The following is a 22,369-nucleotide window of genomic DNA, read 5'->3' as shown; positions in this document are numbered from 1 at the left end:
AGGTGATAATATTATGAGAAATATTAAGCTTACTTTAGAGTATGATGGAACTAATTATTTAGGTTGGCAAAAGCAAAAAGTAGGAAAAACTTTACAGGGAACTTTGGAAGAATCTATTAAACTTTTGACTAAGGAAGAAATTGAAGTTATAGGTAGCTCTAGAACTGATGCTGGTGTTCATGCAAAGGGATTTGTAGCTAATTTTAAAACAAATAGCAAAATACCAGCTGAAAAGTATAGAGAAGCCATAAATCACAAATTACCTGATGATATTATAATTTTAAAATCTGAAGAAGTAGAAGAAGATTTCCATGCAAGATATAATGCTAAGGGAAAAACTTATTCTTATTCTATATTAAATAGAGATACTCCATCAGCAATATATAGAAACTATTTATATCATGTAAAACGAAAATTAGATGTAGGATATATGAAGGAAGCTTGCCAGTATTTTATTGGTACTCATGACTTTTCTGCTTTTAAAACAAGTGGTAGTTCAGTTAAGACTACAGTAAGAACAATAACAGAGTTATATGTAGAAGAAAATGGGGATATAATAAAAATTTATGTAACAGGTGATGGCTTTTTATATAATATGGTTAGAATAATAGTTGGAACACTTATTATGGTAGGATCAAATAAAATTAAACCATTAGAAATAAAAAATATTATTGATAGTAAAGAAAGAGATAAAGCTGGAATATGTGTTCCTGCCAGTGGGTTAGTACTAGAAAAAGTATATTATTAAAATAAAAAAATAATTGAAATAATGGAACAAAATATATTGACACACCCGTATGCGTGTATTATAATAGTTTTGTTTGTTAGAATAATTTATGTATATAAGATCCACTAGCCCCGGGTCTTGACATAAAAGCAGTTACTTAAAAAAGTAAGGCACAAATGTAAGTTCAGGGAGGGAAAAACATGAAATCATACATCGCTAAGGCGCAAGAAGTTGAAAGAAAATGGTATGTTGTTGATGCTGCTGGTAAGCCACTAGGAAGAGTTGCTAGCCAAGTTGCTTCAATTTTAAGAGGAAAAAATAAACCAACATTTACACCAAATGTTGACTGCGGAGATTTCGTTATAGTAATCAATGCTGAAAAAGTTGTTTTAACTGGTAAGAAGTTAGATCAAAAATTAATGAGAAAGCATAGCTTATATCCAGGTGGATTAAAGGAAACTCCATACAGAGAAGTATTAGCTAAGAAGCCTGAATTCGCTTTCGAAGAAGCTGTAAGAAGAATGCTTCCAACAGGTGTTTTAGGAAGAAAAATGCTTAAGAAGTTAAAAGTATACAGAGGTACTGAGCACGGACATGATGCTCAAAAACCAGAAGTACTTGAGTTAAAGTACTAATACATGCTCGGGAGGAGGAATAAAAATGGCAAAAGTTCAATACATGGGAACTGGAAGAAGAAAAAAATCAATAGCAAGAGTTAGACTTGTACCAGGAAGTGGTAAAGTTGTTATAAATAACAGAGAAATAGAAAACTATTTCGGATTAGAAACTTTAAGAATGATTGTTAATCAACCATTAGTTTTAACAGAAACTAAGGACAGATTCGACATTTTAGTTAACGTTCACGGTGGTGGATTCACAGGTCAAGCTGGAGCAATAAGACACGGAATAACTAGAGCTTTAATAAAATCTGATGAAAACTTAAAGTCAGAATTAAAGAAGGCTGGTTTCGTAACTAGAGATCCAAGAATGAAGGAAAGAAAGAAATACGGTCTTAAGAAAGCAAGAAGAGCTCCACAATTCTCAAAGAGATAATATTTGGAAGCTTACAAACCTCGCAACCATATGGTTGCGAGGTTTATTTTATATATATATATAAATATTATGATAGATTAATATTAAAGTAATTTTATATAGATAATATTAAAATTGGTTATTTGAAAAAATTACCACATTAAAATGGCTTTAAAAGTATGTTTAATTACTTAACAAATGTTAAAAAATAATGTAAACTTACTTTGTAAAAATATTGTTGAAAAGGAGAATAACTTTGGAATCATTAATGGTTATAATAAAGTTACTTGGTGGCTTAGGACTATTTATTTATGGAATGAAGATCATGGGGGATGGTCTAGAAAATGCTGCTGGAGATGGATTAAAGTCAATTCTTGAAAAAGTGACGAAAAATCCAATTATTGCTGTTATAGTAGGTGCAATAGTTACAGCAGTTATTCAAAGTAGCAGTGCCACAACAGTAATGGTAGTGGGTTTTGTTAATGCAGGTCTTATGAACTTGGCTCAGGCAGCAGGCATTATAATGGGAGCTAATATAGGTACTACAATTACAGCTCAACTTGTTGCATTTAAATTAGATCAAATTGCTCCGTTATTTGTATTTGTTGGAGCATTAATGGTTATGTTCTCTAAAAAGAAGAGGAAAAAAGATATTGGAAATATTATTTTAGGATTTGGTATATTATTTGTTGGTATGGGACAAATGAGTAGTGCTATGAAGCCATTAACTCAATTACCAATATTTAATGAAATTATAGGAACTGTAGGTGGACATTGGTATTTAGGAATAATCGCAGGCGCAATTATAACAGCTGTACTTCAAAGTTCTTCTGCAACTACGGGTATATTAGTAGCTTTAGCTACTGCAGGTGCAATAGATATTAAAGCAGCTCTACCAATAGTATTTGGATGTAATATAGGTACTTGTATAACTGCGATGTTAGCATCTATAGGAACAACTAAGACCGCGCGTAAGGCAGCAATGCTTCATTTAATATTTAACTTAGGTGGAACGATAATATTTATTCCAGTATTGTTAAATGGAATTCTAGGTGAGGCAGTATCTATTATAAGTCCAGGGGATGTTAGTAGACAAATAGCTAATGCACACACAGTATTCAATGTAGTAAATACTGCGATAATGTTACCTTTAACAGGATTATTAATTAAGGCAGTTAATATGATAATTCCTGGTAATGATGAGGACGAAAAACCAGGTCCCAAATACATAGATGATAGATTACTGGAAACTCCAGTTATAGCGGCTGGACAAGTGGCTAAGGAAACATTAAGAATGGCCAATAAGGCGAAAAAAGGCTTAGCTTTATCATTAGAAGCTTTTGAAAATAATGATGAAACGCTAATTCAAAAGGTTTATGAAAATGAAAATATTATAAATACATTAAATGAAGCTATTACAAATTACTTAGTTAAGCTTTCAAAATGTGAGTTGTCGGATAAAGAGCAAAGTATAGTTTCAGCAACATTCCACATTATTAATGATATTGAAAGAATAGGTGATCATGCTGAAAATATAGCTGATTTGACATTACAAAAAATAAATAGGAAGTTAGAGTATAGTGAAGAAGCTATTAAACAATTAAAAGACATGTATATGAAGACTTCTAAAGCTTTAGAAATAGCTATAACAAGTTATGCAAATAAAGATATAGATAAAGCTAAAGAGGTAAACTCCATAGAAGTTGAAGTAGATAAAATGCAAAAGAAATATAGAGATTTACATATAAAGAGACTTTACGATGGAACTTGCAATGCTTATGCAGGTGCTATTTTTCTAGATTTATTAAATAATTTAGAAAGAATTAGCGATCACTCAATGAATATAGCAGAAAGTGTTATAGAAAATAGTTAAGATTTTAAGAATATGCTACTTAATAACATTAATTTATTATTAGGTAGCATATTTATTTTTGTATTGGAATATATATTTTGATCATAAAAATTATCATAAAAATAATAGTAAATAAATCGATAAAATGGACATAATATTTTTATAAGTATTAATAAAATATGGAGGAATATCAATGAAGAAAATAAAATTAGTGCCCTTATTAATAATAGTATTTACTATTATTTTTATGCCTATAAAGGCAATGGCTGTAGGAGAAGAGAAAGTTATCCTTATAGATCCTGGACATGGAGGCTTTGATGGTGGTGCAAAATCTAAAAATGGGACGATAGAAAAAGATTTAAATTTACAAATAAGTTTGAAACTTAAGGAAGTTTTAGAAGCTAAGGGGTATAAAGTTTATTTAACAAGAGAAAATGATGAAGCCTTAGGAAATAGTGGTTCTACTATCAAAGAAAAGAAGAGAGAAGATTTAAAAAAGAGAAGAAATATGAAAAAAGAAGTAAATTGTGATGTTTTTGTATCGATTCATCAAAATATGTTTCCACAAGAAAAATGTTATGGTGCACAAGTATGGCATGCATCTAATGAAATAAGCAAAAAGTTAGCTGATAATATCCAAGAGTCTGTAAAAGAGATAGTTAAAGATAATAATAAAAGAGTTTCAAAACCAGCAGGAGATGCTTATTTAATATTACGAGATGACTACAAAGGAGCTTCAGTATTAGTAGAATGTGGTTTCTTGTCAAATATGGAAGAGGAAAAAAGGCTACAAACTGAAGAACATCAAAATTTATTAGTTGAAGGTATTTACTTGGGAATAGAAAGATATTTTGAGGGGATAAAGACTAATTAACAAATAATTTCCGTGGAAATACATCAAAAATCACTATGTAATAATAAAATAATATATAAATTTACATAAACAAGGAGCTATAAGAAAATTTATGAGTTTTTATATAGCACCTTGTTTTATTTTATATTTTTAAGCTATTATTAGGGACTGAATTAAAAGAAGATAAAATTAAATCAAATAAGTTGTAGAATATAGTTGTCAAGAGTAAAACTATTAAAATATATACAAAGTAAGTTGCATATTTAGATAGTTTATTATTCATAACATCTCCTAATTAGAAGTATTTACTAAAATATAATAAATATAATATGAAAATATGATAAAATATTTATAGTTATTTTTAGTAAAAGGAGTAGACCAATGAGAGAAATTCATATTGAGAAAGTTCAAGAGATTATTGAAAAACTATGTATTGAAGCAAACTATGATTTATCTAAGGATGTATTTAATGCTTTAGATAAATCTAAGAAAAATGAAACTTGGAATTTAGCAGGAGACATATTAGATAAGATAATAGTAAATGCAGAAATAGCTAAAAATGAGAGAATTCCAATTTGCCAGGATACAGGTATGACTTGTGTCTTTATAGAAATTGGACAAGAAGTTCATATAGTTGGAGGTAGTCTTGAAGAAGCTATAAATGAGGGAGTTAGAAGGGGATACAATAATGGATATTTAAGAAAATCAGTAGTTAAAGATCCTATAGATAGAATTAATACTAAGGATAATACGCCAGCTATTATTCATTATAAAATAGTAACTGGAGATAAACTTAAAATTACAGTGGCACCAAAGGGATTTGGATCTGAAAATATGAGCCAAATCAAAATGTTAAAACCATCAGATGGAATAGAAGGTGTAAAGGAGTTCATTATAAAAGTTATAAAGGATGCTGGACCTAATCCATGTCCACCTATGATAGTTGGTGTTGGTATTGGTGGTACCTTTGAAAAGGCAGCATATCTATCTAAAAAAGCTTTAATAAGGTCTATAGATAGCAAAAATGAAAATAAGTTTTATAGTGATTTAGAAGATGAACTATTAGAAAAGATTAATAAATTAGGAATTGGACCACAAGGCTTTGGAGGAAAGACAACTGCTTTAGGAATTAATATAGAAACATATCCAACTCATATAGCAGGATTACCAGTTGCAGTAAATATAAGTTGTCACGCAACTAGACACAAGGAAGTAATTTTATAGGGAGAGGAAATTATGGATATAAGGATAAATACACCATTAACATATGAAAAAATAAAAGAATTAAAGGCTGGTGATAGAATACTATTATCAGGAACTATATACTCTGCTAGGGATGCAGCTCATAAAAGATTAATAGGGTTATTAGATGAAGGAAAAGAACTTCCAATCAATATTAAGGATGAAGCTATATATTATGTTGGCCCAACTCCTGCCAAAGAAGGACAAGTTATCGGATCAGCAGGGCCTACAACAAGCTATAGAATGGATGCTTATTCTCCGAGGCTATTAGATTTAGGGTTGAAGGCTATGATAGGTAAGGGCGCTAGAAATGAGGAGGTAGTGAATTATATAATAAAGAATAAAGCTATTTATTTAGGAGCAATTGGTGGAGCAGCAGCTTTAATATCTAAAACTATAGTTGCATCAGAAGTCATTGCCTATGAAGATTTAGGAGCAGAAGCAATTAGAAAGATGGAAGTTAAAGATATGCCATTAATAGTTATTATAGATACAGAAGGTAATAATTTATATAAATTAGGACAAGAGGAATATCTTAGGACAGTTAACAATTAAAAGTGAAATAATAAAGGAAGAAAAATAAACTATAATTATAAAATCTATAGACATATTAATGCGAAAGTCGACTTGGATAGAGGCGACGGAGAGATGAGCATAATGTGTCTATAGATTAGTTATATATTTAAATTTTGTAGAAACCTTTTCCGTTAACTTCAGAAACATCTATTATTGTAATAAAGGCTTTTGGATCTATTCTTAAAATTTTATTTTTTAAGTGAACCATCTGAGAGGATGTTACAGCTATGTACAGCATTTTCTTTAATTCGTGAGTATATTCCCCTTCAGCTACAAGAGAGGTGACTCCTCTATTCATATCTTTAATAACATACTTGATTATTTCTTCTTCTTTTTCAGTTAAAATTAGTAAAAGCTTCTTGCTGTTAAATCCATTAATAACCTTATCAACTACAATTCCTTGAACGAACATTGATATTAATGTATATAAAGCTTTAGGAAGTCCAAAAATTAAAGCACCTATAAAAACGATGATACAATTTAAACCAAAGCTAAGTTTACCAATTTCAAAATTAGAATATTTTTTTCTAACTACCATAGTTATAATATCTGTGCCACCAGTTGATCCGTTTCTTAAAAACACTAATCCATAGCCCAATCCAGATAAAAATCCACCATAAATACAATAAAGTAATATATCGTCGACTCTTACTAAACTAGATAAGGGTTTTGTTATCATTAATGATATTGATAAAGATATCATACCTACTGCTGAGTATAGAGTAAATTTTTTGTTTAGCATTTTATAGCTAACAAAAAATAAAGGAATATTAATTAAAAACACTGTTATACCAGAAGGTATATTATATAAATATTGAAGAATAAGTGCTACGCCAGTTGCACCACCACTTAACAATTGTGCATTAACTAGGAATAAGTTAACTCCAAGAGAAGCAATTATGCATCCAGCAAAAATTAGAATAAAATCTAAAACCATGTGCTTTTTGATCGAAAACTTGTTAAACATATTTAACTCCTTAAAATTTAAGTAAATCTACAACAAAAATTATATATTAAATATTTAGATATGTTAATATAATTTATTCAATTTAGTATTTTAATAAAAATGTAATTTTTATAATTAGTAAAATACCGCAATATAAGATATTATATTTATAAGACAGAATAATTCAAGGGGTGTTTTATAATATGTTTAATGTTTTAGTTGTTGACGACGAAAAAGAAATTAGAGATGCCATTGACATATATTTAAGAGGAGAAGGCATGAAGGTTTATAAGGCAAAGGATGGTATAGAAGCTTTAGAAGTTTTAGATAGAGAAAAGGTACATTTAATAGTTTTAGATATAATGATGCCAAGAATGGATGGGATTAAAACTTGTTTGAAAATTAGAGAAAAAAGAAATTTACCAATAATTATGTTATCGGCGAAAGGTGAAGATAGTGATAAAATATTGGGATTAAATGTTGGAGCTGATGACTATATAGCTAAGCCATTTAATCATTTAGAATTAGTTGCAAGGGTTAAATCCCAATTAAGAAGGTATCAAAATCCTTTAGAATTAGAAGGAGATAGTCCAGATATAATAGGAGTTAAAGATTTAATTATAAATAACAAAGAAAAAACAGTATTTTTAAGAGGAGAAGAAATTAAGGTTACAGCTACAGAATTTAAAATACTTCAGCTCTTAGCTTCAAATTTAGGAAGAGTTTTTTCAATAAAGGAAATATATGAAAAAGTATGGGAAGAGCCTTTTTATAGAAGTGAAAATACTGTAACTGTCCATATAAGAAGAATTAGAGAAAAAATTGAAATTAATACAAAGGACCCAGAATATATAAAAGTAGTATGGGGGGTTGGATATAAAATTGAGAGAGAAAATTAAAAATTATTTAACAGGTGTGTGGGGAATAGAAATATTAATATTAGGAATATTATTAACTTTACTAACCACAGGATATTATCAAGCTTTTAACGATGGTTCTGCAGAGATAGGAGCAGGAACTTTTGATGTTTTAATAAATAAAGAAAAATATGTTGAATCAATGATATATTATGAGAGTAAAAATATATCTAGATACATATACTCAAATAGTAATAACTTAGAAGATATAAGTGCAATACAATATGAAAATGAACACTTATCAGATAATATATATTATTATGATGAGGTTTTCTACGTTTTAATAAATAAAGAAACTGGAGACTTTACTACAAACGATATAAACTTATATAACTCAGTACAACAATATGATAATAATGTTCCCTTATTAGAAGATAATATAAATTTATATTTAAAGGAAATGGGATTATCCTCAGTTAGATTAGATAATAAGGATAAGTATAATTACTATGTTATGAGTATGTCGGATAAGGTAAATATGAAAGCCATAGATAAATATATTGAAATATATTATAAAAATCCAGCATCTTATTCAAATCTCATAAGAACAGAGTTATTAATAGCAAGATTTATGATAATTGTAACTATAATTACTTTAGTACTTTTAGTAAAAGTTGTATTTAATTCAGTATTCAATAGGAATAATATTCACTTAGAAATTAAAGTATTAAAAAGACTGATATTTGTTATAAGGTATGGATATAAGTATAGAAATACGAGGAATAAGATAATTTTTTCAATAAGCGGTGCTATAGCGGTAATTGTAGTATATTTATATTTAGTTGCAGGAATAAGAAATCAAAACTTATTAGTAACATTTTTAACGAGATATCCTTTTAAAGGGACACTAATATTAGTTTTGATACCATTAGTTTGTGTTATATATTCACTTAAAAAGAGTTTAGATGTATCTATAATTAACGATGGATTAAAGAAAATTAATTCTGGAGATTTAGAATATACCTTAGGAGATATAGGAGAAAGAGAAGTTAAGGATTTGGTAAATAATATAAATAAAATTAAAGAAGGATATAAAATAGCTTTAAATGAACAAATTAGAAATGAAAAGTTGAAAACAGAGTTAATTTCTAATGTTTCTCATGATTTAAAAACTCCATTAACTTCAATTATTAATTATGTCAATATATTAAATGAGCCTAATATAACAGAAGAGGAAAGAAAAGATTATTTAATGATTTTAGATAGAAATTCAAAAAGGTTAAAAAGCTTAATTGAAGATTTATTTGAAGCGTCAAAATTAAATAGTGGAAAGATGAAGATAGAAAAACAAAAATTAGATATAGTTTCATTAGTTTACCAAGGAATTGGTGAATATTCAAATCTATATGAAGAGAAAAATATAGAATTTAAGGTTAGTTCAAATGAAGATGAAATTATCTTAGATTTAGACGGTAAATTAATGTCTAGAGTTTTTGAAAACTTAATAGTTAACGCGTTGAAGTATTCATTAAATAATACCAGAGTCTATATAGATATAAATTCTGGAGAAAATTCAGTGGAGATATCTTTTAAAAATATTTCAAATTATGAAATGGATTTTAATACAGAAGATATTTTTGAAAGATTTACTAGGGCAGATAAGTCTAGAAATTCAGCTGTAGAGGGTTCGGGAATGGGCCTTGCCATAACAAAGAGCATAATAGAGCTTCATAGTGGAAGTATAAAAATTGAGGTAGAAGGAGATATGTTTAAAATATATCTTATTATACCTAACAAATAATATGTTATAATAAATATAGTTGAAAAATAATTATAATTAAGGAGTGATATTATGTCAGTTTTATTTGTTGAATACCCAAAGTGCACTACTTGTAGAAGAGCAAAGAAGTATTTAGAAGAAAATAATATTGAATTTATAGATAGGCATATAGCTGAAGAAAATCCAACGAAGGATGAGTTAAAAGCTTGGATTGAAAAAAGTGGATTACCAATAAATAAGTTTTTCAATACTTCGGGAGTGCTTTATAGAGAAATGAAGTTAAAAGATAAGGTTAAAACTTTACCTGAAGATGAACTTTTAGATATATTATCTACTAATGGAATGCTAGTTAAGAGACCTATAATAGTTAAAGATGATACAGTGTTAGTAGGATTTAAGGAAGAGGATTGGGCTGAAAAATTAAAATAATATTTATTTTAAAGTATTAAGTTTTAATAAATAATTAATATTATCGGCAATGAATGAGAAAAGGAGATATTAAAAGATATCTCCATTTTTTTAGTATATTTTTTGAAATCTCCAATTTTACATGAAGGAAAAATGAAACTATAATGTATCTATATGTTGTATATTTTTACAACAAAGGAGAGAAGATATACTATATATAGTGGAAGGGGAAAGCTATGAATTTATTAGATATTTGCAAGAACTCTTTAATTAGCTTAGATAATGAAGAGGAAGTTTATACGGCGGAAAAGCTTTTAGAAGCGTTAAATCATATAATAAGACCTAATATGAGTAAGGATGAAGTAAGAGATTCGCTAATACAAGTTTCATTAGAACTAACTACGGATATAGAGCCAAATTGGCAAAAAGTTGCTGAAAGGCTTTATGTATATAAATTATATGATGAAGTAAGAAAAAATAGAAAATTAACTTCTGATGATAAACTGTATGGAAATCTATACGGATTTATAGAAGAACTAACTAATAAAGGCTTGTATGGAAAATATATATTAGAAAATTATACTAAGGAAGATATTTTAGAACTAGAGAAGGAAATTAAGTCTGAAAGAGACTTTTTATTTACTTATAGCGGGATTAATCTTTTAGCAAAGAGATACCTAATTCAGGATTATGACAGAAGTAGATTAGAGTTACCACAACAAATGTTTATGGGAATAGCCATGCATCTTGCTATTCCAGAAAAGAAAGAAAATAGGGTGATTTGGGCTAAGAGATTTTATGATGTATTAAGTTCTCTAAAAGCAACTATGGCAACACCAACTATGTCAAATGCAAGAAAGCCATTTTACCAATTAAGTTCATGCTTTATAGATACAGTAGATGATAGCTTAAAAGGAATATATAAGTCATTAGATAACTTTGCAGAAGTATCAAAATTTGGTGGAGGAATGGGAATATATATTGGTAAGGTTAGAGCATTAGAATCTCCTATAAGAGGCTTTAAAGGAGCATCTGGAGGAGTAATACCTTGGATTAAATTATTTAATGACACAGCAATTGCAGTTGATCAATTAGGTGTTAGAAATGGATCTGTAGCAATATGGCTAGATGCTTGGCATAAAGACATACCTGAATTCTTACAATTAAGAACTAATAATGGTGATGATAGAAAGAAAGCCCATGATGTTTTCCCTGGAATATGTTACCCAGATTTATTCTGGAAGTTAGCAGAAACAAATATAGATGCTAACTGGTATATGATGTGCCCACATGAAATTAGATTAGCAAAGGGCTATTCATTAGAAGATTTCTATGGAGAAGAGTGGGAAAGAAGATACTATGAATGTGTTGAAGATGAAAATATAAGTAAAAGGGTTATGCCGGTTAAGGATATAGTTAGACTAATAATAAAAAGTGCTGCAGAAACTGGAACACCATTTGCTTTTTATAGAGATACAGTAAATAAGATGAATCCTAATAAACATAAGGGAATAATATACTCATCAAACCTTTGTACAGAAATTATGCAAAATATGAGTTCTATGGATATTAAAAAATCAGAGATTGTTGATGAAAATGGAGATATTGTAGTAATTGAAAAGACTAAACCAGGAGATTTCGTAGTTTGTAATTTATCATCAGTAGTTTTAGGAAATGTAGAAGTTAAGGATGATGAGGAACTTGGATATGTAGTTGAAACGCAAATAAGAGCTATGGATAATGTAATAGACTTAAACTACTATTCAGTGCCATTTGCAGAAGTAACAAATAAGAAATATAGAGCAATAGGTCTTGGAACTAGTGGATATCATCATATGCTAGCAAATAATTTAATTCATTGGACAGCAGATGAGCATAAAGAATTTGCAGATGATGTTTATGAAAGAATAAATTATCATGCCATAAAAGCAAGTATGAATATTGCAAAAGAAAAAGGAAGATATTCTTGCTTTGAGGGATCAGATTGGCAAACTGGTGAATATTTCAAACTTAGAAATTACAATTCAGATAAGTGGAATAAGCTAAGAGAAGAAGTAGGAACTTATGGACTTAGAAATGGATATTTATTTGCAGTAGCACCAAATGGATCTACAGCAACTATTGCTGGAACATCAGAAGGAATAGATCCAGTAATGGCAAGATTCTGGCTTGAAGAAAAGAAGGGAAGTATAATACCAAAGACAGCACCTAACTTAAATGAAGAAAACTATTGGTATTATAATTCAGCTTATAATATAGATCAAAAGTGGTGTGTACAAATTAATGGAATAAGACAGAGACATATAGATCAAGGTCAATCCTTTAATTTATATATAACTACAGATTACACTATGAGACAAATTATGAATTTATATATAGAAGCATGCAAGGTAGGCGTAAAATCAATTTATTATGTAAGATCAAAATCATTAACAGTTAGTGATTGTGAGAGCTGCTCAGCATAATAAGAAAATAGAAAATTAATTTTTGGAGGGTTAGAATGGTTATTAATAAAAAACCTCTTTTCAATGAGTTAGGAGATATAGAAACATCAAAAAAGAGGATGATAAATGGAAATACAACAAATTTAAATGATTTTAATAATATGAAATATAAATGGGTGGCTGATTGGTATAGGCAAGCGATGAATAATTTCTGGATACCAGAAGAAATAAATCTTGCACAAGACCTTAAGGATTATAATAAATTAACACAAGAAGAAAGAACGGCCTATGATAAAATTCTTTCATTCTTAATATTTTTAGATTCAATTCAAACTGCAAATTTATCAAATATAAATAGCTATATAACAGCTAGTGAAGTAAATTTATGTTTAACTATTCAAGCCTTTCAAGAAGCAGTTCACTCGCAAAGTTATAGCTATATGCTAGATACAATTTGTTCTCCAGAAAAGAGAAATGAAATATTGTATCAATGGAAAAATGATAAAATATTATTGGAAAGAAATAAATTTATAGGAGATCTTTATAATAATTTTTTAGAATCACCAACAGAAAAAAACTTAGTTAAAACTATAATGGCAAATTATATACTGGAAGGAATTTATTTTTATTCTGGCTTTATGTTTTTTTATAATCTTGAAAGAAATGGAAAGATGCCAGGCTCAGCTCAGGAAATTAGATATATAAATAGAGATGAAAATACTCATTTATGGTTATTTAGAAACATATTAAAAGAATTACAATTAGAAGAACCAGAAATTTTTACTGAAAAGCTAAAAGATGAATTAAAAGAAATGATGAAAATAGCAGTTGAGCATGAAATTTCTTGGGGGCATTATGTAATTGGAGATAATATTCAAGGAATTAATAAGCAATTAATAAGTGATTATATTAAGTATTTAGGTAACATAAGAATGAGAGCCATAGGTTTTGACGAAATATACGAAGGACATAGCAAAAATCCAGCAGATTGGGTAGATATATTAGCAGATGCAAATACAGTTAAAACGGATTTCTTTGAAGCAAAATCAACTGCTTATGCAAAAGCAGGGGCTTTAGTAGATGATTTATAATGCAGTAATGAAAAAAGAAGGGTATCTAAAAACTAATATTTTAGTTTAGGATACCTTCTTTCTTATGATTAAATTTCATTTAAATTGAAATATTAGGAAAAATTTTTAGATAAAATATACTTATATAGTAATAATATAAATAAAATAAATGAAAAATAAAATTAAAGATAGAAAATAATAAAAATTGCGTGTATTCTTATTAACATAAAGAAAAAATATGTTATAATACATAGTAGTTGTAATTTATAAAAATAGATTAGTACGTTCTATAAAATTCATATATTTTTTTGAATTTATAGCTATTATTTAAGGAGGAATCTCAACAATGAAAAAAGGTATAGCCGCATCTAAAGGATATGCAATAGGAAAAGTATTTTTACAAGAACATGAAGAGATAGTTATAACAGATGCAAAGGTTTCTGACGTAGAAGCTGAAAAGGAAGCTCTAAGAAAAGCTTTAGATCAATCAAAATCTCAATTAAGCAAAATAAGAGATAAGGCTTTAGAAGAAATTGGAGAACATGAAGCTCAAGTTTTCGAAGCACATCTTACTTTATTAGATGACCCAGAATTCACTGGTGGAATGTTACTAGAAATAGAATCAAATAGCATAAATGCAATGAAGGCAGTTGAAAGTGTTACTAACACATTTGTAATGATCTTCGACTCAATGGAAGATGAATATATGAAGGAAAGAGCTGCTGATATAAAGGACGTTTCAAAGAGAATAATCTCTAATCTAGCAGGAAAAGGTGGAGATGCTTTTGCTATAACAGAAGCAAATACAATAGTTGTTGCACACGACTTAACTCCATCAGATACAGCTCAATTAGATAGAAGTAAGGTAGTTGGTTTCTTAACTAACATTGGAGGAAGAACTTCTCACTCAGCTATCATGGCTAGAACATTAGAAATTCCTGCAATAGTTGGATTAAAAGATATAACTACTTCAGTTAAAAATGGAGATATGGTTATAGTTGATGGTATCGAAGGTATATGCATAATAAACCCAGAACAATCAGTTATAGATGAATATACTGCAAAGAGAGAAAAATTCTTAGCAGAACAAGAAGAGTTAAAGAAATTAATAACTGTTAAAACAGTTACTAAATCAGGAAGAAGAGTTGAAGTTTGTGGAAACATAGGATCACCTGCTGACGCTGAAGCAGTAGTTGCAAATGGTGGAGACGGTGTTGGATTATTCAGAACTGAATTCTTATACATGGATAGAGACTCAGCTCCAACAGAAGAAGAACAATTCGAAGCTTATAAGAAGGTTCTTGAAATAATGGATGGAAAGCAAGTTGTAATAAGAACACTAGATATCGGTGGAGATAAGACACTTCCATACTTACCATTACCACAAGAAATGAATCCATTCTTAGGTTATAGAGCAATTAGATTATGTTTAGATAGAAAAGATATATTCAAGGTTCAAATCAGAGCTTTATTAAGAGCTTCTGTATATGGAAACCTTGCAGTTATGTTCCCAATGATTTCAGGCTTAGAAGAATTCCAAGCTGCAAAAGAATTCGTTGAAGAATGTAAGGCTGAATTAAGAGCAGAAGGAAAAGAATACTCAGAAAAAATCCAATGGGGTATAATGGTAGAAATACCTGCTGCTGCTGTATATGCTGATGAGTTAGCTAAGCATGTAGACTTCTTCTCAATCGGAACTAACGACTTAATTCAATACACATTAGCTGCTGACAGAATGAGCGAAAAGGTATCATACCTTTACAACCCAATGCATCCAGCTGTATTAAGATTAATAAAGATGACTATAGATGGAGCTCACAAACATGGTAAGTGGGTTGGAATGTGTGGAGAAATGGCAGGAGACGAAGCTGCTATTCCAACATTAGTTGAATATGGTTTAGATGAATTCTCAATGAGTGCTACATCAATATTAACAGCTAAGAAAATAATATTAGAACAAGAATAATTAAATTCATGAAAAGTCGCATACTATAAATGCGGCTTTTTTATTTTGGGATAAAATTATATAAATATAATCATTAAGGTGGTGAAGGAATGAAAAAAATTATAGAAATGTTTGTAGCCTTTTTTAAAATAGGAGCTTTTACATTCGGAGGAGGCTATGCTATGATTCCATTAATTGAGGAAGAAGTAGTTAACAATAAGAAATGGATAGCAAAAGATGAATTTATGGATATATTAGTAGTTTCACAAAGTCTTCCAGGAGCTTTAGCGGTAAACTGTTCAATATTTTTAGGATATAAAATAGCAGGTTTTCTTGGAGCTGTTATGGCATTATTAGCAGTAATTTTACCATCTTTTCTAATTATACTTTTAATTGCAGCTTTCTTTATGAAATTCAGAAATAATTATTATGTTAATGCAGGTTTTATGGGGATAAATGCAGCAGTTCCATTACTAGTGTTAGTTGGCGCTATTAGCTTAAGTAAGGGATTAGAAAAAAATATTAGAACAATATTAACTATTATAGTAGCTCTCATAGCTTTAGTAGTTTTTGATATTCATCCAGTAATAGTAATAATAGTATCTGCCATATATGGAGTTATATTTTTAAGAAAGAAGGTGGAGTAGTTGTATTTATTAATTAAACTATTTTTAGCATTTCTTAAAATTGGAACATTTAGCTTTGGTGGTGGATACGCAATGCTGCCATTTATACAAAAGGAAATAGTTGATAATAATAATTGGATTAGTATAAGTGAGTTTATGGATATTATAGGTGTATCACAAATGACACCAGGTCCAATTGCTATAAATTCAGCTACTTTTGTAGGGTATAAGCTTTCCGGAGTACTTGGAAGCATTATGGCAACATTAGGAGTTGTCTTTACTTCATTTATATTAGTTTCCATAATAAGCAAGATGCTAGAAAAATTTAAAGAATCAATCGTGATAAAATCAGCTCTAATGGGAATGAGACCAGTATTAATTGCATTAATAATTAAAGCCTTTTTAGATTTAGCTAAAGAATCATATTTAGATATAAAAAGTTTAATAATAGCTGGAATCATGGGCTTAGTACTATTAAGCAAAAAGGTGCATCCAATATTAGTAATAGTTATAGCAGCAATTATAGGAATAATATTTTATATTTAATATTAATTGAGGTTATGATAATAATAGTATATAAGAAATTATAGATTTATAGGAGGCGAAAATGATAAAGATAATTAAAAAGGTAAAGGTTTATGCTCCAGAGTATTTAGGAGTTAAGGATGTTGTTATATCATCTAATAAAATTGAAGGAATCTATGATGATTTAAATATACCGGAAAACTTTATTAACATTGAAGTTATAAATGGTGAGGGAAAACTGTTATTTCCAGGATTTATAGATAATCATGTCCATATTAATGGAGCCGGTGGTGAAGGTGGATTTAATATGAGAACACCTGAAATTAAATTATCAGATATAACTAAGGCAGGAATTACAACAGTAGTTGGATGTATAGGAACTGATGGAGTTTGTAGAGATATGGCAAGCTTAATAGCAAAAGCTAAAGCCTTAGAAGAAGAGGGAATAACTACATATTGTTATACTGGGTCTTATGAAATACCAGTAAAAACTTTAACAGGTAGCATTAAAAAGGATATTATGTTAATAGATAAGATTATAGGTGTTGGAGAAATAGCAATATCAGATACTAGGAGTTCTCAAGCAACATATGATGAGTTAATTCAAGCTATAGCTCAATCTAGAGTAGGTGGATTATTATCAGGAAAATCAGGAATAGTTAATATTCATTTAGGAGATGGAACTAGAAAGTTAGGTTATTTATTTAGATTAGCAGATGAAACAGAGATTCCTATAACTCAAATTCTTCCAACTCATATAAATAGAAATGGAGATTTATTTAAATCAGGAGAAGAGTATATTAATAAGGGTGGATATATAGATTTTACTACAAGTACACCAGTAGAATTATTAGCACCAGGAGAATTAAGAGCTAGTGAAGCATTAAGCATTTTAACAAAAAATAACTCCAATATTAAAAATGTTACATTTTCATCTGACGGAAATGGAAGTATGCCAACCTTTGATGAGAAGGGAAGATTAATAAAAGTAGGTATTTGCTCGGTAGCAAGTTTATATGAAGAGGTTAAGGAGTGTATTAATACTTATAATATTCCAATAGATGATGCGATTAAGGTTATAACTTCAAATGTTGCAAAGGTATTGAAGCTAAAAAATAAGGGATCAATAGAAAGTGGAAAAGATGCAGATTTAGTTTTAGTTAATGAGGATAATCTAGAAATAGATATTGTTATATCTATGGGAAAGGTTATGGTTAAGAATGGAGATGCTATTGTAAAAGGAACTTTTGAGGGCTAAAAGTATAGATTTACTTGTTTTAAGTCTTTGATATAAGTTACCCTAAAAATAGGGATGGCTGTCTTTATGACAGCCATTTTTTACTCTTTAGGAAATTATAATAAAGATGTTATCCTGTGAATGACTTTTTATAATTTCCTTCCTTTAGTTATGAAGTGCTTCTATTAATTTTGTGATGACTTGGAGCTTGCGACAGAATAAGTAAAATTATATAGAAGTACTTTTTAGTAACTAGTTTTAAAAAATAAATGTTGACCAATGAGTTTACTATCTGATTTCTCAACATCCTGCATCCAAGCACATGTAGCTATTGCAGGATTATAAAAGAACAAAGCTTCATTAGTTGGATCATTTCCTTCAATAGCATCATAAACAGCATTATAGCATTCTTCAGTAGGAAGAACATTAATTTCACCATTATTTACGCAGGAAAATGCATTTGGTTGAAAAATAACTTCCTTAACGCTATTTGGAAATCCAGGGGTCAACACTCTATTTAAAATAACCGATGCAACTGCAACCTTACCCTCGTAGGGCTCACCTTTACTTTCAGCATAGACTATTTTAGCCATTAGGTCTAAATCGTCTTTGGTTAAATAAATTAAGTTGTCATTGTGATTAAAAACTTGAACAACTTTTTCTTTTGGAATATTTATTAATATAGTATTTAATTCGTCATTTAAATTTTTCGTCCTCATTTCTATAGTATTGCTATAAGCCAATACTTTAATTTCTGCTGAAAATAAAAGGGCTATTAATAAAATAAATATTGTTTTTAAATATTTCATAAACAACCTCCTTTTGGATAATAGATATCCAAAATTATTATTACCAAAAGGAAAATTTTAATACTAGAAATTTTTTAATTTATTTTCATAAGATGAATAAGCCTTTAGGACATCATTTCTTTTTGATGTAGAGTTCTTATAATTTTTAGTAATTTTCTCAGAAGCATCATCTACATCTGAAGATGTTTTTTCATATATTACAGCTTCTTTTATAGTATTTAAATAAGCTGAATAAGTATTTAAATATTCATTTAAGGATTCATATATTTCCATGCAACCTTCTGGAATAGATAAGAAGGCTAACTTATTCTTTAAATTATTAAAGGTGTCCTCTTTATTATATATATCATCTATAATCCCTTGAAAATCTCTCTTATCTTCTCTTATTTTATTGATTGCTAAAGTTAAATCTTCATTCAAATAAGTAATGTCATCATTAAAACTTTCAAGTGTATATATAAAATCTTTTTGTTGACTATTCTTAAATTCCGAATCTCTATTAATTTTAATTAATGTATTCATATAGTTATTGAAATTATCTATAAATTTTAGTGAGTCATCTGAAAAACTTATTTTTATATTATTATCTACTAGTTTTGAGTAATCTAAGATACAGTTTTCCTTAAAAGTATTAAATTTATTTAAATCATCATTATTTTTAACATTCTCCGGATTAGATAAAATTATAAGACTATTATCATACAAGTTTATTGTGGAGTTTAAAGCATTAGTTAAATTTTCTTTTAATGATGAGACATCAGAAGATTCACTATTAACCTCTGAAACAGATATAATAATTTTATTTAGGTTTTCAATGCCTGTAGACAATATATCCTTAGTATTATTTGTATCTATAGTTAAGTCTTTTACTCCATTAGTAAGAGTTGAATTAACATCATTTAACTCTTCAGCTAGATTTTTTAAATATCTTTTTGTTCTATTATCTTTTGAATTATATGTTATGAAAAATAAAGAAAATGATAATATAAATAGTAATAATAAAGAAGCAATAACAATATTTTTATGCTCTTTAACATAAGTAAAAAAATTTTTATCCATAAATAAATCACCCCTAATTCTCTTTACATAAATTTATATTATAGAAACTCTTAAAATATTATTAAATTAATCAAAAAAAATAAAGTCTTATACTAAGATGATATTAATTGGTGTATAATTATAATATATAAGTAGTTGGGGGGACCCTTAGATGCAAGAAATAAGTACAATTTTAATTAATACAATAAAAAACATATCAATTTCATCAATTTTAGATATATTAGTAGTGGCCTATATTTTTTATAAAGGATATTCATTAATAAAAGAAACGAGAGCAGAACAACTTTTAAAAGGTATTATTTTGATGATTATACTTATACCAATAAGCTATATATTGAAGTTAGAGGTACTTAATTTTATATTAAATAAAACTCTTACTATAGGATTGTTATCAGTAGTTATTATTTTTCAACCTGAAATAAGAAGAGCTTTAGAACATATAGGTAGAAGTGCATTCGAAGAGATTCATATTATTCAAGATGCCGAAAAGAGAAATATAACTGTAAATGAAATAGTAAATGCAGTATGTAATTTAGCTGAATCTAAAACAGGAGCATTAATAGTAATAGAGCAAGTAACTAGACTTGGAGATGTACTAAATTCAGGTACTATATTAGATGCAAATGTCACATCAAATTTACTTGAAAATATCTTTGTAGTTAATACACCATTACACGATGGAGCAACTATAATAAGAAACGATAGAATATTAGCTTCAGGTTGTGTATTACCTTTAACTAATAATAATAATATAAATAAAAAGTTGGGAACAAGGCATAGAGCTGGTATAGGATTATCAGAAATCTCCGATGCTATAGTTATTATAGTTTCAGAGGAAACAGGAGTTATATCTTTAGCTATTAATGGTAGATTAACAAGGAATTACAATAAAGAGAAATTAAGGATTGTTTTACTTAAGATGCTACAGCATAGTGATAAGAAAAATGTTAAATTTAAATCAGCTGGGGAGAAGGTGAAGGTATGGATAAAAAGGAAAAAAATAAGATAGTAGTACCTATAATATGCCTTTTAATATCTATAGGCTTGTGGGTTTATGTTACTAATGTAGAGAATAAAATAAGAACTACTGAAATTAGTAAGATACCAGTTGAATTAGTTAATTCTGAGGCTTTAACTTCATCTAAATTAGCATTAACTCCTGGACAAGAGTTTTATGTAACATTAAAAGTAGAAGGAAATACTAATGATATTAATAAAATAAAGAAAAGCGACTTTAAGGTTCAAGTTGACTTAAGTGAATATGCTTGGAAAAAGGGAGAAAATAAAGTAACAGTTTCAATAGTTGATTATCCAATTACAGTTAGTATAAAAAATACTAACACATTAACTGTAAGTATTAATATAGAAGATATGGTAGAAAAGACTATGCCTATAACATCTAATATTAAGGTTACTCCTAAATCTGGATATTTTGCTTCAGAGCCAACTATAACTCCAGAAGAAGTTAAAGTAACGGGAGCAGAATCTGTAGTAAATAAAGTATCTAAATTAGTAGTAACGGATAATAAAGAAGATATTAATGAGGATATTGTTGATAATTATCCAATAGTACCAGTAGATGAGTCAGGAGCTGAGGTAACAGATGTTAATCTTTCTGTAGAAACTGCAAAAGTTGAAATAAATGTTAGTAAAGGAAAATCAGTTAAGATAAATGTTGCCACTGTTGGAGAATTACCAAGTACTATGAAATTAAAGTCTATAGAAAGTAGTAGAAAAACGGTAGAAATTATTGGGCCTACTGAAGTATTAGATACTATAAATGAGTTATCGACAACTGCAATTGATCTTTCATCAATAACTGGAAATCAGGATGTAAATCTTAGTGTTATAATACCTAATGGAATAAGTGTAGCTCAGGGAGAAGAATTGTTAAGTGCACGAGTTAATGTTATATCTATGACAACTAAGGACTTTAGTGTTAAGTTAAATATTACTGGAGCTGCGGATGGGATAAAAGTACTTCCTAATAAAGAAAATATCAAAGTAACGATAAAAGGGTTTGAGGATGAATTATCAAATGTTACTGAAGAAAATATTATAAACTCTTTGGATGTTAGTAGCTATAAGGAAGAAGGAACTTTTGATGTGGAACCGAAAGTAACATTGAAAAATCTAAGTGGAAGCATATCCGTAGAATCAGTAGAACATGTTACTCTTACAGTATCTAAAGAAATTGCACAAGGATCACAAGAGAACAATAATAACAATAATAATAGTGAGAATACTGAAGGGACTGGAGAATAATTATTATATGTGGAATATATATGAAATTGCCAAAGGTTGATAAAGCCATAAGTAATATAGTATATATTCTACTTTTTTTGTTTAATATATGATAAAATTAAAAACTGTAAATATCT

21 protein-coding genes are annotated in these 22,369 nt (G+C 28.6%); 18 read left to right on the top strand and 3 right to left on the bottom strand.

What is annotated here, in order from left to right; genetic code table 11:
* Positions 1-13 precede the first annotated feature (13 nt).
* The 7 genes from truA to ACQPUY_RS09020 all read left to right on the top strand — a co-directional run bounded on the left by truA (position 14) and on the right by ACQPUY_RS09020 (position 6,261).
* Positions 14-748 carry a tRNA pseudouridine(38-40) synthase TruA gene (truA, locus tag ACQPUY_RS09050; RefSeq protein WP_430840825.1) on the top strand — a complete coding sequence of 245 codons (735 nt, stop codon included), beginning with the start codon at positions 14-16 and terminating at the stop codon, positions 746-748.
* 179 nt (positions 749-927) lie between these two features.
* Positions 928-1,362 (top strand): 50S ribosomal protein L13, encoded by a 435-nt coding sequence (gene rplM / locus ACQPUY_RS09045; RefSeq protein WP_008681152.1) that lies wholly within the window; start codon positions 928-930, stop codon positions 1,360-1,362.
* Positions 1,363-1,387: 25 nt separating this feature from the next.
* Positions 1,388-1,780 carry a 30S ribosomal protein S9 gene (gene rpsI, locus ACQPUY_RS09040; protein WP_430840823.1) on the top strand — a complete coding sequence of 131 codons (393 nt, stop codon included), beginning with the start codon at positions 1,388-1,390 and terminating at the stop codon, positions 1,778-1,780.
* A gap of 235 nt (positions 1,781-2,015) precedes the next feature.
* Positions 2,016-3,632, top strand: a complete 1,617-nt coding sequence (locus tag ACQPUY_RS09035; protein WP_430840822.1) for a Na/Pi cotransporter family protein — start codon at positions 2,016-2,018, stop codon at positions 3,630-3,632.
* A 172-nt stretch (positions 3,633-3,804) separates the two neighbouring features.
* Positions 3,805-4,485 (top strand): N-acetylmuramoyl-L-alanine amidase CwlD, encoded by a 681-nt coding sequence (gene cwlD / locus ACQPUY_RS09030; protein WP_430840821.1) that lies wholly within the window; start codon positions 3,805-3,807, stop codon positions 4,483-4,485.
* Positions 4,486-4,845: 360 nt separating this feature from the next.
* Positions 4,846-5,688, top strand: coding sequence for a fumarate hydratase (locus tag ACQPUY_RS09025; RefSeq protein WP_430840819.1), 843 nt, complete (start codon positions 4,846-4,848; stop codon positions 5,686-5,688).
* A gap of 12 nt (positions 5,689-5,700) precedes the next feature.
* Complete coding sequence (locus ACQPUY_RS09020; RefSeq protein ID WP_430840818.1) at positions 5,701-6,261, top strand: Fe-S-containing hydro-lyase; 561 nt, start codon at positions 5,701-5,703, stop codon at positions 6,259-6,261.
* Positions 6,262-6,388: 127 nt separating this feature from the next.
* Here ACQPUY_RS09020 and ACQPUY_RS09015 read toward each other — a convergent pair whose 3' ends face one another.
* A complete protein-coding gene (locus ACQPUY_RS09015) occupies positions 6,389-7,249 on the bottom strand; it encodes a YitT family protein (protein ID WP_430840817.1) in 861 nt (286 codons plus the stop codon).
* Between the two features lie 182 nt (positions 7,250-7,431).
* Between ACQPUY_RS09015 and ACQPUY_RS09010 the strand changes: the two genes are divergently transcribed.
* The 9 genes from ACQPUY_RS09010 to iadA all read left to right on the top strand — a co-directional run bounded on the left by ACQPUY_RS09010 (position 7,432) and on the right by iadA (position 18,141).
* Positions 7,432-8,127: a response regulator transcription factor gene (locus ACQPUY_RS09010; protein ID WP_430840816.1), complete on the top strand. Its 696-nt coding sequence runs from the start codon at positions 7,432-7,434 to the stop codon at positions 8,125-8,127.
* Positions 8,111-9,886 carry a sensor histidine kinase gene (locus ACQPUY_RS09005; RefSeq protein ID WP_430840815.1) on the top strand — a complete coding sequence of 592 codons (1,776 nt, stop codon included), beginning with the start codon at positions 8,111-8,113 and terminating at the stop codon, positions 9,884-9,886. Before ACQPUY_RS09010 ends, ACQPUY_RS09005 begins: the two co-directional genes overlap by 17 nt.
* A gap of 51 nt (positions 9,887-9,937) precedes the next feature.
* On the top strand, positions 9,938-10,294 hold the full coding sequence (locus tag ACQPUY_RS09000; protein ID WP_430840814.1) for an arsenate reductase family protein: 357 nt from the start codon (positions 9,938-9,940) through the stop codon (positions 10,292-10,294).
* A 215-nt stretch (positions 10,295-10,509) separates the two neighbouring features.
* A complete protein-coding gene (locus tag ACQPUY_RS08995) occupies positions 10,510-12,738 on the top strand; it encodes a ribonucleoside-diphosphate reductase subunit alpha (RefSeq protein ID WP_430840813.1) in 2,229 nt (742 codons plus the stop codon).
* Positions 12,739-12,773: 35 nt separating this feature from the next.
* Positions 12,774-13,808, top strand: a complete 1,035-nt coding sequence (locus tag ACQPUY_RS08990) for a ribonucleotide-diphosphate reductase subunit beta (protein WP_430840812.1) — start codon at positions 12,774-12,776, stop codon at positions 13,806-13,808.
* Between the two features lie 325 nt (positions 13,809-14,133).
* Positions 14,134-15,753 (top strand): phosphoenolpyruvate--protein phosphotransferase, encoded by a 1,620-nt coding sequence (gene ptsP / locus ACQPUY_RS08985; protein WP_430840811.1) that lies wholly within the window; start codon positions 14,134-14,136, stop codon positions 15,751-15,753.
* Positions 15,754-15,842: 89 nt separating this feature from the next.
* Positions 15,843-16,379, top strand: coding sequence for a chromate transporter (locus tag ACQPUY_RS08980; RefSeq protein ID WP_430840810.1), 537 nt, complete (start codon positions 15,843-15,845; stop codon positions 16,377-16,379).
* Entirely contained in the window at positions 16,380-16,904 is a 525-nt protein-coding gene (locus ACQPUY_RS08975) for a chromate transporter (protein WP_430840809.1), read from the top strand.
* 61 nt (positions 16,905-16,965) lie between these two features.
* The gene (gene iadA, locus ACQPUY_RS08970; RefSeq protein ID WP_430840808.1) at positions 16,966-18,141 is read left to right on the top strand and encodes a beta-aspartyl-peptidase; all 1,176 of its coding nucleotides are present in this window, start codon (positions 16,966-16,968) and stop codon (positions 18,139-18,141) included.
* 224 nt (positions 18,142-18,365) lie between these two features.
* Here iadA and ACQPUY_RS08965 read toward each other — a convergent pair whose 3' ends face one another.
* Both ACQPUY_RS08965 and ACQPUY_RS08960 read right to left on the bottom strand, forming a co-directional pair.
* A complete protein-coding gene (locus ACQPUY_RS08965; protein WP_430840807.1) occupies positions 18,366-18,929 on the bottom strand; it encodes a cell wall hydrolase in 564 nt (187 codons plus the stop codon).
* Between the two features lie 63 nt (positions 18,930-18,992).
* Complete coding sequence (locus tag ACQPUY_RS08960; protein ID WP_430840806.1) at positions 18,993-19,988, bottom strand: hypothetical protein; 996 nt, start codon at positions 19,986-19,988, stop codon at positions 18,993-18,995.
* Between the two features lie 151 nt (positions 19,989-20,139).
* Here ACQPUY_RS08960 and cdaA point away from each other — a divergent pair, with 151 nt between their 5' ends.
* Entirely contained in the window at positions 20,140-20,997 is an 858-nt protein-coding gene (gene cdaA, locus ACQPUY_RS08955; RefSeq protein WP_430840805.1) for a diadenylate cyclase CdaA, read from the top strand.
* Positions 20,970-22,253 carry a CdaR family protein gene (locus ACQPUY_RS08950; RefSeq protein ID WP_430840804.1) on the top strand — a complete coding sequence of 428 codons (1,284 nt, stop codon included), beginning with the start codon at positions 20,970-20,972 and terminating at the stop codon, positions 22,251-22,253. Before cdaA ends, ACQPUY_RS08950 begins: the two co-directional genes overlap by 28 nt.
* The last annotated feature ends 116 nt before the right edge of the window (positions 22,254-22,369 follow it).

Source organism: Clostridium nigeriense (genome assembly GCF_050585245.1).
Taxonomy (GTDB): domain Bacteria; phylum Bacillota; class Clostridia; order Clostridiales; family Clostridiaceae; genus Clostridium; species Clostridium nigeriense_A.
The sequence above is the reverse complement of the archived record's forward strand: the minus strand, read 5'-3'. Positions and strand labels throughout refer to the sequence as shown.

Excerpts from the sequence above, each read along its gene's own strand:
- ACQPUY_RS09015 (WP_430840817.1), bottom strand. The coding sequence starts at position 7,249 with ATGTTTAACAAGTTTTCGATCAAAAAGCACATGGTTTTAGATTTTATT.
- ACQPUY_RS08950 (WP_430840804.1), top strand. The coding sequence starts at position 20,970 with ATGGATAAAAAGGAAAAAAATAAGATAGTAGTACCTATAATATGCCTT.
- ACQPUY_RS09020 (WP_430840818.1), top strand. The coding sequence starts at position 5,701 with ATGGATATAAGGATAAATACACCATTAACATATGAAAAAATAAAAGAA.
- ACQPUY_RS08965 (WP_430840807.1), bottom strand. The coding sequence starts at position 18,929 with ATGAAATATTTAAAAACAATATTTATTTTATTAATAGCCCTTTTATTT.
- ACQPUY_RS09010 (WP_430840816.1), top strand. The coding sequence starts at position 7,432 with ATGTTTAATGTTTTAGTTGTTGACGACGAAAAAGAAATTAGAGATGCC.
- cdaA (WP_430840805.1), top strand. The coding sequence starts at position 20,140 with ATGCAAGAAATAAGTACAATTTTAATTAATACAATAAAAAACATATCA.
- ACQPUY_RS09025 (WP_430840819.1), top strand. The coding sequence starts at position 4,846 with ATGAGAGAAATTCATATTGAGAAAGTTCAAGAGATTATTGAAAAACTA.
- iadA (WP_430840808.1), top strand. The coding sequence starts at position 16,966 with ATGATAAAGATAATTAAAAAGGTAAAGGTTTATGCTCCAGAGTATTTA.
- cwlD (WP_430840821.1), top strand. The coding sequence starts at position 3,805 with ATGAAGAAAATAAAATTAGTGCCCTTATTAATAATAGTATTTACTATT.
- ACQPUY_RS08960 (WP_430840806.1), bottom strand. The coding sequence starts at position 19,988 with ATGGATAAAAATTTTTTTACTTATGTTAAAGAGCATAAAAATATTGTT.
- ACQPUY_RS08995 (WP_430840813.1), top strand. The coding sequence starts at position 10,510 with ATGAATTTATTAGATATTTGCAAGAACTCTTTAATTAGCTTAGATAAT.
- ACQPUY_RS08990 (WP_430840812.1), top strand. The coding sequence starts at position 12,774 with ATGGTTATTAATAAAAAACCTCTTTTCAATGAGTTAGGAGATATAGAA.
- rpsI (WP_430840823.1), top strand. The coding sequence starts at position 1,388 with ATGGCAAAAGTTCAATACATGGGAACTGGAAGAAGAAAAAAATCAATA.
- truA (WP_430840825.1), top strand. The coding sequence starts at position 14 with ATGAGAAATATTAAGCTTACTTTAGAGTATGATGGAACTAATTATTTA.
- ACQPUY_RS09000 (WP_430840814.1), top strand. The coding sequence starts at position 9,938 with ATGTCAGTTTTATTTGTTGAATACCCAAAGTGCACTACTTGTAGAAGA.
- ACQPUY_RS08980 (WP_430840810.1), top strand. The coding sequence starts at position 15,843 with ATGAAAAAAATTATAGAAATGTTTGTAGCCTTTTTTAAAATAGGAGCT.
- rplM (WP_008681152.1), top strand. The coding sequence starts at position 928 with ATGAAATCATACATCGCTAAGGCGCAAGAAGTTGAAAGAAAATGGTAT.
- ptsP (WP_430840811.1), top strand. The coding sequence starts at position 14,134 with ATGAAAAAAGGTATAGCCGCATCTAAAGGATATGCAATAGGAAAAGTA.